We start from the raw sequence: 16,330 nt of genomic DNA on the forward strand, positions 1-16,330 counted from the left end.
AGACCTCTGCTCACCACCCTAACAGGGCGGCCTATCAACCGGATGGTTGGGCCGGGTGCGACTGCGGCGCTGCGCGGCGGCGACGTGCGGGCACCGCGGCTGAACACTCCGCGGCTCCTAAGCTGGCCGGTTATGACGGTGTCGCGGTTACGGCCCTATGCCACCACGATCTTCGCCGAGATGTCGGCGCTGGCCACACGGATCGGCGCGGTCAACCTCGGCCAGGGCTTCCCCGATGAGGACGGGCCACCGGCCATGCTGGAGACCGCCCGGGCCGCGATCGCCGACGGCATCAACCAGTACCCGCCCGGCCCCGGCATGCCCGCGCTGCGGGAAGCCATCGCCGGGCAGCGCAAACGGCACTTCGGCATCGACTACGACCCGGACACCGAAGTCCTGGTGACGGTCGGGGCCACCGAGGCCATCGCGGCGGCGGTGTTCGGTCTGGTCGAGCCGGGCTCGGAGGTGGTGTTGATCGAGCCGTTCTACGACTCCTACTCGCCGGTGGTCGCGATGGCCGGGGCGCAGCGGGTCACTGTGCCGCTGGTTCCCGACGGCCGCGGATTCGCCTTGGACGTCGACCGGTTGCGCCGGGCCGTCACCCCGGCGACCCGGGCGCTGATCGTCAACTCACCGCACAACCCGACCGGCACGGTGTTCACCGAGTCCGAGCTGGCCGCGATCGCACGCATCGCGGTGGAGGCCGATCTGCTGGTCATCGCCGACGAGGTCTACGAGCACCTGGTCTTTGCCGGGCGGACCCACCTGCCGCTGGCCGGCTTCGAGGGCATGGCGCAGCGCACCGTCACCATCTCCAGCGCGGCGAAGATGTTCAACTGCACCGGCTGGAAGATCGGCTGGGCCTGCGGGCCCGCGGAACTGCTGGCCGGGGTGCGAGCCGCCAAGCAGTATCTGAGCTATGTCGGCGGGGCGCCGTTTCAGCCGGCGGTGGCGCTGGCGCTCAACACCGAGGACGCCTGGGTGGCGGGCCTGCGCGCGACGATGCAGGCCCGCCGGGACCGGCTCGCCGCCGGGTTGGCCGGGATCGGCTTCGAGGTGCACGACAGTTTCGGCACCTATTTCCTGTGTGCCGATCCGCGTCCGCTGGGTTATGACGACAGCACGGCGTTCTGCGCCGAACTGCCGCACCGGGCCGGGGTCGCGGCCATCCCGCTGTCGGCGTTCTGCCTGCCTCCGGGCGAGGCGACCGCACCTGACGTGTGGAATCACTTGGTGCGGTTCACCTTTGTCAAGCGTGAGGACACCCTCGATGAGGCGCTGCGACGTTTGGAGGTGCTGCGCGAGGGGCCGGTCACGGCTCGGTAGGCGCCCGGGTGCCCATCACCTGCTGCCGCAACCCCTCGGTGGCGGTGTCCAATACCAGCTTGCTGGCACGCCGGACCAGGAACGCCGGGATCGGCCCGGACGGCTCGACGGTGATGTCGAAGCGCACCCGGGTGGTGTCCGGGCCCTCCTTGGTGAGGGTGTACTCGACGTGCTGGGCGCGCTGCTGGGTTGTCGCCTTGGCGTCCCAGACCACCCAGTCCGGGCCCCAGTGGTATTCCAGGATCTCCTTGTCCACCAATCCCAGAACCTTGACGGTGGCACGCACGTGGTGGGGGCGGCCGTCCTCGTAGGTGTCGAGGATCTCGACCCGCTTGTGCACCGGTGACCAGGACACCAGGTCGCCAACATTGGCGAGCGCGTCGAGAATCTTCTCCGGCGGCGCGTCAATCACAATTTCCCGCGATGCTCGAACAGCCACTACGTCGAGCCTAGTCCGGTAGCCGGCGCTGAGCGGGGTTTGGGGCGAAACCGAAGTCAGCGCCCCTTTTTGACCTTGAGCACCTGCGTTCGCAGGCCGTCGGTGGCGGTCTTCATGCCGCCCTTGAGGGTGTTCTTGAGCAGGAAGCCCGGGATCGGGATCGACGGGTCGACCGCCATGTCGAAGCGGACCTTGGTTTTGTCACCCTGCGGGGTCAGCGTGTACTTGGCGTCCTGCGCCTTGAGTTGGCCAGCCGACACCAGCGTCCAGCCGACACTGTCGTCGGTCCAGCTGTATTCGACCACCTGCTCGTCGGTCAGACCGGCCGCCTTGATCCGCATCCGCACCCGGCGGGGCCGGCCGTCGTCATGGGTGTCGAGCACCTCGGCGCTCTGGTACTGCGGCGACCAGGACGGCACGGACTCGACGTCGGCGAGGACATCGAAGATCTCCTCCGGGCTGGCTTCGATGACCACTTCGCGGGAATCCTTGACTGCCATGGCTGGCACGATAGCCAGCCCCGCGGTGGTGCGCGGGGATTTGCGCCGTACCCGGATGTATCTCATCTGCCGGGCCGCGGTGGCACGATGGAAGTCATGCATGTGACCGCACGCCTCGCCGCGCCCCTGCTCGCCGCCACGGCATTGGTCGCCGCACCCGCCGCCCACGCCGACGACGCCAGTTATCTGGCGAAGGTCAACGCCTCGCCGGTGGCGATCCCGATCGCCGATGACGTCAAGGTGACGTCGGGCCACTACGTCTGCGCGCTGCTGCGGATGTACGGGCACACCGGCACCTACCGGTCCGGGCTCTCACCGGGCGACGTGGTGCGTCAGCTGACCAACACGTTCTATTACAGTCCCGAGGCCGCCGACGTCCAGATCGCCGCGGCGCAGTCCGAGCTCTGCCCGGAGACGTTGCGGCCCTGAGGTTTTGAGTACTAGCCGAGGCCGAACCCGGCGCCCGGGCCGCCCTTGGCGTTGACGCCGTCGAGGATCTCCTTGAACATCACGACCCCCGGCCCCGACTGGTCCAGCGGTACGGCCGGGACCGATCCGTCGCGGACCATGCCGACGAGCAGGTTGTCGATGGTGATCGGTGAGCCGTCGTCACCGGGTTGCCACCACTGCTCGCCGACGGAGTCCAGGCCGGCGGGGACGACGTCGAAGCAATTGAGCCCGGAGCCCCGGCCGAGTTTGCAGGCCTGTTTGGCCGGGACGGGTTCGGCCGCGGCGGGTTCCGGGCTCGCGGGGGCGGGGTCAGCGGGTTGCGAACCGGCCGGTTCCGGCTCGGCAGGCTCCGGGCCGGAACCGGCCGGTTCCGGCTCGGCAGGCTCCGGGCCGGCGGGTTCGGGGCCGGCGGGTTCCGGCTCTGGCGGCCAAAGACCGAAGATCCCGAAGCCTTCGTAGTCGGCGATCGGCTTCACCTTGGCCGACTCGAAGTCGATCACCGCATAGACGAGCGTGTCGTCGGCGGCCACGACCGTGCCGACGACCCCGCGTTCCTCGGCGCCCTCGGCGACAACCGGCGAGCCGGGTCCACCGCAATGAGCCGAGGTGAAACCGATCAGCCGGCCGGCGCTGTCGTGGCCGATGGCGGCCAGGGTGCACAGCGTGTCGTCGTTGAGCACGATCGCAGCCCCGCCGCCGAGCAGAATCTTGTCCCCTGCTGCGGCGCTCATCGGTGGTGCGACGGTGATGATCAGCGCGAACGCGGCGGCCGTAGCGGACAGCCGACGGGGGACACGGTGCACAACAGCGCAGTCTAGAGTCCCCTGGCGGTCGAACCGCCGCCAAAACGCTGCCGGGCGCGTACGGTCGAAGACGAGCCGCTTCATTGTCAGCGGTGGTCCACCCAGACTCGCCACGGGCGACCCCACGGGCAATTGTGATTCCTCCGCCTCCCGCGTCCGCGGGACAGCCAAATCCGACCGGTGAGGGAACGATCCGTGAATTGCAAGATGTCATGCGCCACTTGAACGTAACGGGACCGAAGTCGGATCGCTCCACTCCTGCCATCGCCGGCACCCGCCATGCCCGCCCAATCCGGCTGACCGTGGCGCACCAACTCGGCCGCGACATCGACGGCGCCTGGTGGCCCCGCGCAGATCGCATCACCCATGAATTACCGAACCTCGTCGCGGTCCTGACTCCTCTGCTGGGGAACATCACCAGCATCAACGTCAACTGGTCACCACTGCAACGGCCCCCTGATTTCAGCTGGCCGGGGTGGGAAGGCAAACGCCAACACGTGATGACCCTCAGCGGCACGCAGGCCTGCGTCAACTTGCTGGTCATCTCGTACGCGACCCACACCGCACTCGCGTTGATGGTGATGCGCTGCGCTGCGGGCCTGCCCATCGAGGCGGCAGACCTGAATAAACCCGCATGTCTGACCGCGGATTTGATTCTGCGGACCGCTCGACAACAACGTGTTCTCGGCTGTGGCACCTAGGGGTGGCGGCGACCGATCGTGCGGGCCCGACCCACGCGACGGCTTCCCGGTCGACGCCGTGCCGCCGTTGGGACCGAACCCGTTGGAGGGCCGCACGTTACCTCACCGGCTGTGGTCACATGTGTCAGGTTCGGGCCGCCGAGCAAGCGCCCCAGAAACGAGAAAAACCACCTGCCACCAGGTGGTTCTCAAAGTGGCCAGGGCCGGGATCGAACCGGCGACCTTCCGCTTTTCAGGCGGACGCTCGTACCAACTGAGCTACCTGGCCGGAAGGCACGTATGCCTCGCCGTATAAAGCGACCCTGACGGGACTTGAACCCGCGACCTCCGCCGTGACAGGGCGGCGCGCTAACCAACTGCGCCACAGGGCCTTGCTCTTCGCTCCGCGTCTCCGCGATACGAGTACCCCCTACGGGATTCGAACCCGCGCTACCGCCTTGAAAGGGCGGCGTCCTAGGCCGCTAGACGAAGGGGGCCAGAACCGAATCTCTCCGGGGACTCGCAACGTGGTCACGTTGGGAGCTTGGCTAGCTTAGGGCACGGCGGGCCCTTTCCTCAAACGCGGCCCCGATCGGGGCCCGCCGGCAAGGCAGTATTCTGTTCCGGCACGGCCCCTATAGCTCAGTTGGTAGAGCTACGGACTTTTAATCCGCAGGTCGTAGGTTCGAGTCCTACTGGGGGCACCCCACCAACGTCCGGCGGTGGCAGTACTGCGTATTGCCACCGCCCCGGCTGTGATGTTTTTCATACGCCCGCACCGGGCAATACCGCACTCAGATACGTCAGATCGCCGAACGCCACCGCCAGGGCGTCATCGCCGTACTCCAGGCCGGCCTCGGTGTAGAGGTCGCGAACCTCTCGGCCCGACACCGTCCAGCCGGCATGGGTCAGGTAGTCGACGACGTGGTTGCGTTCGCCGTGGTAGATCAGCTCGCCGATCTCCACCTCGCACCCGACGGATTGCAGCTTCTCGCGGTGCTCGCGCCATTCCGGGCCGGCGAACACCGTGGTGTCCTGGATGAATTCACACGCCAGCCGGCTGCCCGGCGCGCTCAGCGCGGTGATGGTGTCGAACAGCGCGTCCTGGGCGTCGGGCTGCAGGTAGACCAGCAGGCCCTCGGCGCTCCACACCGTCGGTGCCTGCGGGTCGAAACCGGCGGCCTTGAGCGCCGCCGGCCAGTCGTCGCGCAGGTCGACGGCGACGGTGCGGCGCTGCGCGGTCGGCTCCGCCCCCAGCTCGGCCAGTGTGTTGGTCTTGAAGTCGATTACCGCGGGCAGGTCGACCTCGTAGACCACGGTGCCGGCCGGCCAGTCCAGCCGGTAGGCACGCGAGTCCAGGCCGGCGGCGAGGATGACCGCCTGGCGGATGCCGCTCTGCGTCGCGGCCTGGAAGTGCTGGTCGAAGAACCGGGTCCGGATCCCCATGCCGTGCCCCATCCGGACCGGGTCGAAGTCGTCGCCTTCGGGCAGCGCGACGTCCCCGTCGATCAGCCGGGTGAAGAAGTCGATGCCGACGGCGCGCACCAGCGGCGCCGCGAACGGGTCGTCGATCAGCTTGTCGGGCCCGGCGGTGGCCAGCGCGCGCTGCGCCGCCACCATGGTCGCGGTCGCCCCCACGCTGCTGGCCAGGTCCCAGCTGTCACTGTCCGTACGCGTCATCCCATGCCTTCCGAATTTCTGAACCCACAAACTATCTAGATAGGCTACCGAATGTTGGGATGCTGGTGCACTACGGCGCCGGCGACGATGGTCGCAGCGACCAGGCCGGCGTCCAGCACGCCCGGATCACCGTCGAGCACACACAGGTCACCGGGCTCGCCGGGGCTGACCGTGCGCGGGGTCGCGGGCCGGTCGGGCCGGCCGGTGAACATGGCCAGCGCGGCGCGAGCCGTGACCCGCTCGGCCGGACCCAACACGAGGCCGCCGGGGGTAGTCCGGTGTACCGCGGCCCGCATGGCCGCCCAGGGGTCACCGTCGCCGAAGGGGGCATCGGTGGAGAGCGCCACCGCAATACCGTTGTCCCGCAACGACGCCAGCCGCCACAATTCGTGGTGCCGGTCGGGTGCGATCTCGGCCAGGTAGTCGGCGCCGCGTTCGGCGATGAAGTTGGGCTGGGTGACCACGGTGATGCCGAGCGCGGCAAGGTCGGCCAGTCGGTCATCGGGCACCACCGCGGCGTGCTCGATCCGATCGTCACGGTGGGGGCCGGCGGCCTGCCATGCCGCGATCGCGACGGTGAGCTGGGCGTCGGTGACGCAGTGCAGCGCCACACCGTGGTCGCGACCGTGGTTGTCGCGCAAGGCGTTCGCCAAGGCCTCGAGGTCCAGCCGGGCGTCGTCGAGGATGATCTTGGCCGGCCCGAGGCTGATGCCGGGCGCCGGGGCGGTTCCGGCCGGCACCATGCAGTGCAGTCGCTGCAGCAGCTCCCCGCTGCGGCGCGCGGCGGCGAACGTGGTGATGTCGGCGTCGGCGTGGCCCGGGGTGGCGTCGGTGATCCCGGTGACGCCGCACGCGGCCAGCTGCCGGCTCAGTCGCCGCAGCGACGGCTCCCGGCGCGGAAGCTTCGGCGCCGGATCACCGTGGGCCCGCAGCAGCCTGCCGTCGGGATGATCGGCCCGCCCGATGCGGGCCAGACCGGCGGAGTTGAGCATCCACAGCGCGCCGCTGCGATGCGCCACCCGCACCGGCACCTCGGGCGAGAGCCGGTCCAGCAGCGCGGCGTTGAGTTCTCCGGCCACCGATTCGTGGTAGCCGTAGCCGCGCACCCAGCCGTCGCTGTCCGCCGTCGCGGCCCGCAGCGCAGCGGCCAGCTCATCGAGTGTGCTCACGTGCGGCGGACCCAGACAGACCGAGTCCAGCGCTGCGGCCGCCGACCGCAGGTGCAGGTGGTGATCGTGCAGCCCGGGAATCACGGTGGCGTGGCGCGCATCCAGCACGTCTTCGCCGCGGCGGGCCGCCAGTACCGGCGCGATCTGTTCGATGGTGTCACCGAGCCGGATGTCGACCACCGAGCCGTCGAGCAGCGTCGCCCGCTGGATCAGCACCGCGACACCGCATCCACGAGTTCGCCGACCCGGGCGTTGTCGGCTCCCAACCGCGGGCCGGCACCCGCGATATGCGGGCGGGCCGGCGGGGACACCGGATCGTCGCCGGCGGCATGCAGCGGCAGCGCGGCGTAGCAAGCGGCGACGGCGGCCAGCGACAGCGTGATCACCTCACCGCCGCCGCGGGCCAGCGAGTCGAGCACCGCGGCGGCGGCTTCGATGCCGGTCAGCGGGTCGGCGATGGCGTCGCCGCAGAACACCGGGTCCGCGGTGCCATCGAAGCCCACCAATCCGCCCGCCACCGCTGTGTCGTCGCCGAACCCCGGCGGTTCAGCGAGGCTCGACGGAGGAGAGCTGAAGCTGGGACCGCCGTATGAACCGGGAGCTTCGCCGCCGTGCGCGGTGAGCTGCGCCCACACCCGCCCCGGCCGGCCCGCCACGTCGAACGGCCCGAGGCCGCGGCGGGCCAGCGCCGCCGGACGCGAGCCCTCCAGCACCACGTCGGCGGCATCGAGCAACCGGGCGAGAAAGTCCGCGTCATGATCGAAATCTGCTGTGCAGGATAGCTTTCCGCTGTTCATCCAGTCGAAGAAGGCACTCGGTCCCCGCCGCGTACCGTCGGGGCGGGACGGGTTTTCGACCTTGATGACGGTGGCCCCGGCCCGTGCCAACAGCTGCCCGCACAGCGGGCCGGCCCACAGTGAGGTCAGGTCGACGACCAGGGCACCGCGGGCGCCACGGGCCGGACCGCAAGGCCCGACCCGGCGGATCGACGGTGTGGCGGCGGCGCACTCCCCCAGCGCGGCGGCGGGCAGATCGAGCAACCGCGCCCGCTCGACGACCTCGGCCACCGGTCGCTGCGCAGCCCACCCGGCAACAGCTGGCCACGGCTCCGGGCAGTCGGCTTCGATGAGGGCGGGTACCGCGTCGATGTCGTCGGCGCGGGACAACGTGATCGCCCACCAGCCGTCGGCCCCGGCCAGCAGCCGCGAGGCGCCACCAGCCGAGACGCGCCCGGCGCGGCTGAAGCCCAGCAGGCCGGCGCGCCCGGCCAGCAGCGTCGCGGCGTCGGCGTCGACACCGGTGGCGGTGGTGAAGCGGCCCAGCACCTCGGTGGCATGCTGCAGCACCGCGGCGCGGGAGAAATCCGGCGGGCCGTCGGGCTGGCCGGTCAGCCAGGCCAATCCCGACGCACCCCAGGCGGCCCTGCCCATCAGGGCCTCCCGACCTCGTCGACGAGCCCCCACCGCAGCGCGGTCGACGCGTCGACGGTGCGCCCCGACAGGATCAGATAGCCGGTGCGCCATCGTCCGATTCGGCGGGTGACGCTGACGGTGCCCCCGGCGCCCGGAATCAGCCCGAGGTTGAGTTCGGGCAGGCCCAGCACCGCCTCGGGGTGTGCGCGCACCCGGCCGCAGAAGGCCGCCATCTCCAGTCCGCTGCCCAGCACCTGGCCGTGCACGTCGGCGCGGCAGCGCGCCCCGAGCCGGGCGGTCAGCGCGTCCAGCGCCAGCGCCGGGCTGTGACGGGTGCGGGCCAGGTGCGCACTGGCCACATCGGTGAAGCCGCCGAACTCGGCCAGGTCGCCGCCGCTGCAGAAGGAGCGGCCGGCCCCCGACAGCACCACTTCGTCGATCGAGGTGTCGGCTTCGGCCACGGCCAGGCCGTCGAGCAGCGCGGCGCGCATCGCATTGCTGAAGGCGTTGTGGCGCTGCGGCCGGTTGAACCGAAGCAGCAGCGTGTCGCCGTCCCGGTCGATCAGCACCGGATCGCTGGTGTCGGGCACGGTGGCCGGGCCGCGCTCAGCCAGCCAGCCGGCGAACTCCGGGCCGGCCTGCAGCACCGAGTAGGCCAGCGATTCGGTGAGCACCCCGTGTCGTGCGGGCGCGTTCGGGTCCACCGCGCGCAGCACGTCGTCGCAGATCGCGGCCGCATGCGGCCGGCGCCGGCAGTGATCGGCGATGTCGGCGAGTGCCTCGGCCACCGATCCGACGGTGATGATCCGGCGATCCGTGGCCTCGGCCTCCGAGAGGGTGAAGGTGGCGCGCTGCAGCCAGTGTTGCGCGTGCGCGGTGTCGAAGCGGCTGCCCGTCGCGATGATGATCCCGGCGCCGGGCTCGGCGTCGGGGTTGCCATCGAGGTCGACCACGCTGATCATGACGCACGTCAGCGTACCGATAGCGGTCCCCGCACCGACTCCGGCCGGTAGCGCAACTACCACAAAATGATAATGTCGTTCTCATCCACGACGGATTACGGGGAGCCGAGCGGTGAGCATTTCGTTATTGCTGGAAATGGCGGTTTCGGCCGACCCAGACCGGGTCGCTGTCGTCTCGGAGACCACCCGCTACACCACCGCCGAACTCAATGCCCTCGCCGACGCCGGCGCCGGGGTGATCAACGAGTCCGGCGCGAGCAGCGTGGCCTATATCGGGATGGGCGGCGACATGCTGCCGCTGCTGCTGTTCGCCGCGGCGCGGGCCGGGCGGCCCTTCGCCCCGCTCAACTACCGGCTCAGTGGTCCGGCGCTGCGCGAGCTGATCGGCCGGCTGCCGCAACCGCTGGTCGTCGTCGACAAGGAATACCTCGACCTGGTCGGCGAAGTGGGTGACATCGGGATCGGCCCGATCGATTCGGCCACCTTCTGCGCCCGGGCCCGCACCACCACCCCGGAGGTGCAGTGGCCGGATCCCGACGACGTGGCAGTCGTGCTGTTCACCTCGGGCACCACCTCCGCGCCCAAAGCCGTTGAGCTGACCCACAACAACCTGACCAGTTACATCACGCAGACCGTCGAGTTCGGTTCGGCGGCCCCGGCGGACGCGGCACTGATCTGCGTACCGCCGTATCACATCGCCGGAGTCGGAGCGGCGCTGAGCAACCTCTACGCCGGACGCAAGGCGGTCTATCTGCGTCGCTTCAGCCCCGCCGAGTGGATCCGGTTGGTCAAAGACGAGGCGGTGACCACCGCGACCGTCGTCCCGACGATGCTGGAGCGCATCGTGTCGGAACTGGAAGCCCACCCGGCCCCGCTGCCGACGCTGCGCAACCTGGCCTACGGTGGCTCCAAAGTAGCGCTGCCGCTGGTGCGCCGCGCGCTGGACCTGCTGCCCGACGTCGGCTTCGTCAACGCCTACGGCCTGACCGAGACCAGTTCGACGGTCGCGGTGCTCACCCCCGACGACCACCGCACGGCGTACGCGGCCACCGACGAAGCCGTCCGCAAGCGACTGGGGTCGGTCGGCCGCCCGGTCCCGGGCATCGAGGTGGTCATCCGCGACGACGAGGGCCGGCCGGTTGCGGCAGGAGAGCCGGGCGAGTTGTTCCTCCGGGGCGAGCAGGTCTCCGGCACCTACACCGGCATGGGGTCGGTGCTCGACGCCGACGGCTGGTTCCCGACCCGTGATCTCGCCGTGCTGGACGACGAGGGCTACCTGTTCATCGTCGGCCGCTCCGACGACACCATCATCCGCGGCGGCGAGAACATCGCGCCCGCCGAGATCGAGGACGTGCTGGTCGAGCACCCGCAGGTCCGCGAGGTCGCCGTCGTCGGCGCCCCGGATCCGGAGTGGGGCCAGATCATCGTCGCGTGCGTGGTTGCGGCGCCCGGTGCGTCACCGGAGCCGGAGGCGCTGCGCGAGTATGTTCGAGGACAGCTGCGAGGATCGCGCACCCCGGACCGGATCGTCTTCCGCTCGGAGCTGCCGACCACGCCGACCGGCAAGGTGCTGCGCCGAGAGCTCCTCGACGACCTGCAAGCCGCGAAGTAGTCCACATCGTTTCCCCCAAGCCGAAGGAACGCAATGATCAAGTCCGGTACCCGTCTGAAGAGCCAGGTGTGCGACACCCAGGTCATCGTGGTGAAGACCGCCGACAGCCTCGATGACCTGCGCGCCGGTGGGGCCCCGATGGTGCCCCTGGAGGACAGCGCGTCACCGGAGGCGACCCTGGATCCCGATTTCGCCGGCGGCGCGGTGATGGGTAAGCGCTACGTCGACGACGCCGGCGCCGAGGTGTTGGTGACCAAGGCCGGCGCCGGTGCCCTGAGCGTCGGCACCGTGCCGTTGGCCCTGAAGGAAGCCAAGCCGCTACCGGCCAGCGACTGACCGAGGGCGGTCAGGCCCGCTCGCGCACCGGCCGGTAGAACACCAGCAGTTGGCCGATGCCACCGGCGAGCCCGAGCCCGGCCGCGATCAGCAGCCCGGTCCACCCGTCGCACCAGTTCTGCCCGAACAGCAGGTGGTCCAGGCTGAGCGGCCCGGCGCCGAGCATGGCGATACCCACCGCGACGGCGGCCAGCACCAGGTTGTACTCCCAGCCGCTCTTGACGATGAAGAAGCCGTTGTCGCGGTGTACCGTCCAGGCCGCCACCAGCATCAGGGCGACGAAGCCCGCCGCGGGAATCGGCGTGAGCAGGCCGGCGGCCAGACCCAGCCCGGCGGCGATCTCGGTTCCGGCGGCCACCCGGGCGTGGAAGAGGCCGGGCCGCATGCCGATGCTGTCGAACCACCGTGCGGTGCCGGGGATCCGGCCCCCGGAGAAAATCTTGTTGTAGCCGTGCGCGGCCATGGTCAGGCCCAGGCAGAGCCGCACGATCAACAGTCCCACGCCGTAAGCGGTCATCGAATGGGTTCTCCTTCTGCTCGATCTTCTTGGTCCTCTTGCTGATCCGCCACGCGCATCAGGTGCGCCAGCCGGCCGACGAAAACCGGCGGGTAGACGCCGACGCCGGCCCGGGTGACCCACTCGGCGGCGAACTCGGGCTGGCTGATCCACTGCCCGGCGCCGGCCTCGCCCACTTCTTCAGCGGCCTCCTGCAGCATGAACACCTCGCGCGGATTGTCGAAGGCCTGGAATATCAAGACCTTCCGGATTCCGGCCGCAGCAAAGGCGCCCGCGGTGTCGTGGACATGGTCGATGAGCGCCTCGGCGTCCACCACTTCGGCCACCGCCGCGACCACTACCCCCGGCGGTTCGGCGAGGCTCGCCGGAGTCGGCCCCCGGGCCGGCGGAGGCGAGGCGAAGCCGGGACCGCCGCATGAACCCGGCGGTTCGGCGAGGCTCGCCGGAGTCGGCCCCCGGGCCGGCGGAGGCGAGGCGAAGCCGGGACCGCCGCCTGAACCGAGCGGTTCGGCGAGCCTCGCACTGTCGGCCAGCTCGATGCGCTCCACCAGCGAACCGGCGAAGACGGCGGGAATGTCGTCGACGCCGACCGCGTCGAACCAGGCCATGAACGCCTCGTCGCGGAGCAGATCGGTCACCGGCTGCGCGGCGCGGATCGACATCAGTGCCAGCACCCGGCCGGGATCGACCGACGAGGTGTAGACCAGCACGTGGCTGGCGCCCAGGTGAGCCAGGCTGTCGCGGTGGCGCCGCAATAGCGGCCAGACCCTGGCCGGATCCGGGACCCGATAATCCGTGACCAGCACCAGCGAACGCGACAGCGGCACGTTCTCGGTCAACGTGCGATCGCGCCGCTCAACTCGCCGGGCTCAGGTCTGCCGCGACCGACGCACACGCCGGCCCACAGCGGAACATCTCGATGTGACCCGATCCGGCGACACCCTTCGGGTCGAGGCCCGCCGCTCGCAGCGCCTGGGCCTTGAACGCGCGGGCTGCCGCGCTGAGCCGGTGCTGGCGGATGTCGACGTCGCGATCCAGCTCGGCCGGCACGTCGCCCCACAGCGTCACCTCGGTGCTGCTGTGTTCCAGCGCGTCGAGCACGCCCTGTCGCACGCGGGCGTGGCCGTCGAACATCTCGGCGCAGACGGCGATGGTCTGCGGGTTCGGCCACTGCTCCCATTGGGCGAGCACCGACTCCAGCTCCAGCACCTGCGCCCCGAGGATCTGCAGCGGCCGGGTGTCCTGCTCGTCCAGGATCATCACGGTGACGTCCCAGCCCGCCGTGGCGCGGTCGTAGAGCCAGCCACCGGCGGCCCTGACGACGTCGAGGACACCGCGGCCGACGATGTCGAACCGGTACCGCATGTCGGGGTCGGGGGTCATTGCAGGACGTCCTTTTCCAGTGGAGCGAAGTCGCGGGCCAGTGTTTCCGTGTAGGCCGTGAACACCTCGGCCAGCGGTATCGAGGGATCCAGTAGCCATGACATCTCCATTCCGTTGATAAAGGCGAGAATTTCCGCGGCCTTGATGGCCGCGTCGAAGTCGGTGCGGTAGCGGCCCGCGTCCTGCCCGCGCCGGATCAGGTCGGCGACGATGTCGACCGCGGCGTGGTAGCGCTTCAGCATCCGATCGTGCAGCGGCGCCTCGGGCAGTACGTTCTCGGCGAGCAGCACGGTGAAGGTTCCGACCAACTCGGGTGCCCGGGTGAATCGGTCGGCCACCCGCTGGATCTCCTCGATGAGGTCGCCGCTGCGGTCGGCGTGCGTGTCATCGTCGGCGTCGCGGGCGTCGAGCACCGCGTGCAGCAGCTGTTCCTTGGACGCGAAGTGGTGCAGTAGGCCCGCCGCGCTGACCCCGGCGTTGCGGGCGATCTGCGCCAGCGAGGTGTTGCGCCAGCCGTTGCGGGCCAACAGGTGCTCGGCTGCCAACAGAATCCGCTGCCTGCGGTCCTCGCCTTTGGCGAGCAGTGTGGCGTACGGCCGGGGTGAGGTCACCGGTCTCCTTCGATCAACCAACCAAGTGAACACACAGTAGGTTGGTTTGCGCGCTGTGACAAGGGTCTCATCGAAGAATCTTTGGTTACGGACTCACAACCGCGGCCGAGACCGCCTCACAGCCCCAGCGACTTGGCGATGATCATCTTCATCACCTCACTGGTCCCGGCATAGATCCGGGCCACCCGCGCGTCGGTGTAGAGCCGCGCGATCGGGTATTCCATCATGTAGCCGTAGCCACCGAACAACTGCAGACAGCGATCGATGACCCGGGCCTGCATCTCGGTGCAGAACAGTTTCACCCGAGCGGCGTCGGCGCCCGAGAGCGTGCCGTCGACGTGCTCGATGACCGCCCGGTCGAGCATGCATTGGGCGGCCTCGATCTCGGTGGAGACCGCCGCCAGCTCGAACTTGGTGTTCTGGAACGAGGCGACCGGTGAGCCGAACACGTTCCGGTTCTTCACATAATCGATGGTGGCGGCCAGCGCCGAGCGGGACTGCGCCACCGAGCCGACCGCCACGGTGAGCCGTTCCTGGGCCAGGTTGTGGCCCAGGTAGCTGAAGGCCTGGCCCTCGTCCCCCAGCCGGTTGGCCATCGGAACCCGCACATCGGTGAAGGACAACTCGGCGGTGTCCTGAACCTTGCAGCCCATCTTGTCCAGTTCGCGGCCCCGGGCGAAGCCGGGCATGCCGTCCTCGACCACCAGCAGCGTCAGCCCGGCGCGGCGGTTGTCGGGGTCGGTGGCGGTGCGGGCCACCACGATCACCAGATCCGCCTGAATGCCGCCGGTGATGAACGTCTTCGCCCCATTGAGGACGTAGTCGTCGCCGTCGCGCACTGCGGTGGTGCGCATCCCGGCCAGATCCGATCCGGTGCCCGATTCGGTCATCGCGATCGCCGTCAGCAGCTTGCCGGCCGCCAGCCCGGGGAACCAGCGCGCCCGCTGTTCGTCGTTGGCGTAGTGCAGGAAGTACGGCAGGATCACTTCGAGCTGGGTGCGCACCGTGGAGAGCGTCACCAAAGCGCGCGCCGCCTCCTCCTGCAGCACCACGTTGTAGCGGTAGTCGTCGATGCCCGCGCCGCCGTACTCCTCGGGGATCGCCATGCCGAGCATCCCCAGCGAGCCCAGCTGCTCGAACACCTCGCGGGGCATCCGGCCGGCCTTCTCCCAGTTGGGGTACTCGGGCACCACGTGCTTCTCGACGAAGTCGCGGGCCAGAGCCCGGAACGCCTCGTGGTCTTCGGTGAACAGCACGCGCTGCATGACGGTGTCTCCTTAGCCGACCCGGCCGGCCTAGCCGACGAGTTCGACGATCGTGGCGTTGGCGGTTCCGCCGCCTTCACACATGGTCTGCAATCCGTAACGAATCCCGTTGTCGCGCATGTGGTTGATCATCCGGGTCATCAATACCGCGCCGGAGGCGCCGAGCGGATGGCCCAGTGCGATCGCCCCGCCCACCGGGTTGAGCAGCTTCTCGTCGGCGCCGGTCTCGGCCAGCCACGCCAGCGGCACCGGCGCGAACGCCTCGTTGACCTCGAACACACCGATGTCGTCGATGCCCAGCCCCGCGCGCTTGAGCACCTTCTCGGTGGCCGGAATGGGTCCGGTGAGCATCAGCACCGGGTCGGCGCCGGTCACCGCGCCGGCGGTGTAGCGCACCAGCGGGGTCAGCCCCCGGCGGGCAGCATCGTCCTCGCTCATCACCAAAAGTGCTGCGGCGCCGTCAGATATCTGCGAGGAGTTGCCGGCGTGGATCATTCCGTCGTCCCGGAAGGCCGGTTTGAGTCCGGCCAGTTTCTCGACGGTGGTGCCGCGGCGGATGCCTTCGTCGGCGTCCACCACCCCGCCTTCGGTGGTGACCGGAACAATCTGGTCGCGAAACGCCCCGGCGTCCTGCGCGGCGGCGGCCCGCTCATGCGAGCGCGCCGAGTACTCGTCGACCCGGGCGCGGTCGAACCCCCACCGCTGGCAGATCATCTCCGCGCCGATGCCCTGGTTGAACTGAAAACCGTCATAGCGCGCAAGAGCTTTGGGGCCGTAGGGCTCTCCGGTGGCCCGGGCGGCGCCGAGCGGGACCCGACTCATGACCTCGACACCGCCGGCGACGACGACGTCCTGCTGCCCCGACATCACCGCCTGTACGGCGAAGTCCAGCGCCTGCTGACTCGAGCCGCAGGCCCGGTTGACCGTGGTGCCCGGGATGGTCTCGGGCCAGCCCGCGGCCAGCACCGCGTATCGGCCGATGTTGGAGGACTGGTCGCCCACCTGCGACACACACCCCCACACCACGTCGTCGACGACGTCCGGGTCGACCCCGGTGCGGGTCATCAGCTCGTTGAGCACGATCGCGGACAGGTCCGCGGCGTGCGTGCCGGCCAGGCCGCCGTTGCGTTTGCCGACCGGGGTGCGCACCGCCCCGACGATCACTGTTGGTCGCATCTCTACTCC

Annotated in this window: 18 protein-coding genes and 4 tRNA genes; 6 read left to right on the top strand and 16 right to left on the bottom strand. The window is 69.8% G+C overall.

All coding sequences use genetic code 11. The features are described 5' to 3' along the window. Positions 1-132: 132 nt before the first annotated feature. Positions 133-1,326: a pyridoxal phosphate-dependent aminotransferase gene (locus ACAG20_RS13125; protein WP_370492827.1), complete on the top strand. Its 1,194-nt coding sequence runs from the start codon at positions 133-135 to the stop codon at positions 1,324-1,326. Here ACAG20_RS13125 and ACAG20_RS13130 read toward each other — a convergent pair. Further along, positions 1,313-1,765 carry an SRPBCC family protein gene (locus ACAG20_RS13130; protein ID WP_370492828.1) on the bottom strand — a complete coding sequence of 151 codons (453 nt, stop codon included), beginning with the start codon at positions 1,763-1,765 and terminating at the stop codon, positions 1,313-1,315. The two genes, ACAG20_RS13125 and ACAG20_RS13130, sit on opposite strands and share 14 nt — an antisense overlap. A 56-nt stretch (positions 1,766-1,821) precedes the next feature. After that, positions 1,822-2,265 (bottom strand): SRPBCC family protein, encoded by a 444-nt coding sequence (locus ACAG20_RS13135; RefSeq protein WP_112687694.1) that lies wholly within the window; start codon positions 2,263-2,265, stop codon positions 1,822-1,824. A gap of 87 nt (positions 2,266-2,352) precedes the next feature. Here ACAG20_RS13135 and ACAG20_RS13140 point away from each other — a divergent pair, with 87 nt between their 5' ends. Further along, the gene (locus tag ACAG20_RS13140; RefSeq protein WP_112687692.1) at positions 2,353-2,694 is read left to right on the top strand and encodes a DUF732 domain-containing protein; all 342 of its coding nucleotides are present in this window, start codon (positions 2,353-2,355) and stop codon (positions 2,692-2,694) included. 11 nt (positions 2,695-2,705) lie between these two features. Here the strand turns inward: ACAG20_RS13140 and ACAG20_RS13145 are convergent, their stop codons facing one another. After that, complete coding sequence (locus tag ACAG20_RS13145) at positions 2,706-3,518, bottom strand: serine protease (RefSeq protein WP_370492829.1); 813 nt, start codon at positions 3,516-3,518, stop codon at positions 2,706-2,708. 212 nt (positions 3,519-3,730) lie between these two features. Here ACAG20_RS13145 and ACAG20_RS13150 point away from each other — a divergent pair, with 212 nt between their 5' ends. After that, positions 3,731-4,219: a DUF5994 family protein gene (locus tag ACAG20_RS13150; protein WP_370492962.1), complete on the top strand. Its 489-nt coding sequence runs from the start codon at positions 3,731-3,733 to the stop codon at positions 4,217-4,219. 194 nt (positions 4,220-4,413) lie between these two features. Here the strand turns inward: ACAG20_RS13150 and ACAG20_RS13155 are convergent. The 3 genes from ACAG20_RS13155 to ACAG20_RS13165 all read right to left on the bottom strand — a co-directional run bounded on the left by ACAG20_RS13155 (position 4,414) and on the right by ACAG20_RS13165 (position 4,695). Then, positions 4,414-4,487, bottom strand: a tRNA-Phe gene (locus tag ACAG20_RS13155). Between the two features lie 29 nt (positions 4,488-4,516). Further along, a tRNA-Asp gene (locus ACAG20_RS13160) sits at positions 4,517-4,590 on the bottom strand. A 32-nt stretch (positions 4,591-4,622) separates the two neighbouring features. Next, positions 4,623-4,695, bottom strand: a tRNA-Glu gene (locus tag ACAG20_RS13165). A 134-nt stretch (positions 4,696-4,829) separates the two neighbouring features. On the opposite strand from ACAG20_RS13165, the gene ACAG20_RS13170 reads away from it, so the two are divergent. Next, a tRNA-Lys gene (locus tag ACAG20_RS13170) sits at positions 4,830-4,902 on the top strand. Between the two features lie 61 nt (positions 4,903-4,963). On the opposite strand, the gene ACAG20_RS13175 is transcribed toward ACAG20_RS13170, so the two are convergent. From ACAG20_RS13175 to ACAG20_RS13190, 4 genes are read right to left on the bottom strand one after another with little or no spacing between them, the layout of a single operon-like run. Continuing rightward, positions 4,964-5,878, bottom strand: coding sequence for a class I SAM-dependent methyltransferase (locus ACAG20_RS13175; RefSeq protein WP_370492830.1), 915 nt, complete (start codon positions 5,876-5,878; stop codon positions 4,964-4,966). 44 nt (positions 5,879-5,922) lie between these two features. Further along, the gene (locus ACAG20_RS13180) at positions 5,923-7,263 is read right to left on the bottom strand and encodes an amidohydrolase family protein (protein ID WP_370492831.1); all 1,341 of its coding nucleotides are present in this window, start codon (positions 7,261-7,263) and stop codon (positions 5,923-5,925) included. After that, a complete protein-coding gene (locus ACAG20_RS13185; protein ID WP_370492832.1) occupies positions 7,257-8,477 on the bottom strand; it encodes a CoA transferase in 1,221 nt (406 codons plus the stop codon). The genes ACAG20_RS13180 and ACAG20_RS13185 overlap by 7 nt, the downstream gene beginning before the upstream one ends. Beyond that, on the bottom strand, positions 8,477-9,421 hold the full coding sequence (locus ACAG20_RS13190; protein ID WP_112684345.1) for an enoyl-CoA hydratase/isomerase family protein: 945 nt from the start codon (positions 9,419-9,421) through the stop codon (positions 8,477-8,479). The genes ACAG20_RS13185 and ACAG20_RS13190 overlap by 1 nt, the downstream gene beginning before the upstream one ends. A gap of 112 nt (positions 9,422-9,533) precedes the next feature. Here ACAG20_RS13190 and ACAG20_RS13195 point away from each other — a divergent pair, with 112 nt between their 5' ends. Next, entirely contained in the window at positions 9,534-11,033 is a 1,500-nt protein-coding gene (locus ACAG20_RS13195; protein WP_370492833.1) for a class I adenylate-forming enzyme family protein, read from the top strand. A gap of 33 nt (positions 11,034-11,066) precedes the next feature. Further along, a complete protein-coding gene (locus ACAG20_RS13200; RefSeq protein ID WP_083037238.1) occupies positions 11,067-11,369 on the top strand; it encodes a hypothetical protein in 303 nt (100 codons plus the stop codon). A 10-nt stretch (positions 11,370-11,379) separates the two neighbouring features. On the opposite strand, the gene ACAG20_RS13205 is transcribed toward ACAG20_RS13200, so the two are convergent. The 6 genes from ACAG20_RS13205 to ACAG20_RS13230 all read right to left on the bottom strand — a co-directional run bounded on the left by ACAG20_RS13205 (position 11,380) and on the right by ACAG20_RS13230 (position 16,321). Continuing rightward, positions 11,380-11,886 (bottom strand): DoxX family protein, encoded by a 507-nt coding sequence (locus ACAG20_RS13205; protein ID WP_013827685.1) that lies wholly within the window; start codon positions 11,884-11,886, stop codon positions 11,380-11,382. Beyond that, positions 11,883-12,725: a fatty-acid--CoA ligase gene (locus tag ACAG20_RS13210; RefSeq protein WP_370492834.1), complete on the bottom strand. Its 843-nt coding sequence runs from the start codon at positions 12,723-12,725 to the stop codon at positions 11,883-11,885. The genes ACAG20_RS13205 and ACAG20_RS13210 overlap by 4 nt, the downstream gene beginning before the upstream one ends. Positions 12,726-12,741: 16 nt before the next feature. Continuing rightward, positions 12,742-13,269, bottom strand: a complete 528-nt coding sequence (locus ACAG20_RS13215; protein WP_205868817.1) for a hypothetical protein — start codon at positions 13,267-13,269, stop codon at positions 12,742-12,744. Next, positions 13,266-13,880 (bottom strand): TetR/AcrR family transcriptional regulator, encoded by a 615-nt coding sequence (locus ACAG20_RS13220; protein WP_112684342.1) that lies wholly within the window; start codon positions 13,878-13,880, stop codon positions 13,266-13,268. The genes ACAG20_RS13215 and ACAG20_RS13220 overlap by 4 nt, the downstream gene beginning before the upstream one ends. A gap of 116 nt (positions 13,881-13,996) precedes the next feature. Continuing rightward, entirely contained in the window at positions 13,997-15,145 is a 1,149-nt protein-coding gene (locus ACAG20_RS13225; protein WP_370492835.1) for an acyl-CoA dehydrogenase family protein, read from the bottom strand. Positions 15,146-15,175: 30 nt separating this feature from the next. Beyond that, a complete protein-coding gene (locus tag ACAG20_RS13230) occupies positions 15,176-16,321 on the bottom strand; it encodes a thiolase family protein (protein WP_112684340.1) in 1,146 nt (381 codons plus the stop codon). Positions 16,322-16,330: the final 9 nt, after the last annotated feature.

Origin of the sequence: Mycobacterium sp. pW045 (assembly GCF_041287085.1) — a bacterium.
GTDB lineage: Bacteria > Actinomycetota > Actinomycetes > Mycobacteriales > Mycobacteriaceae > Mycobacterium > Mycobacterium algericum_A.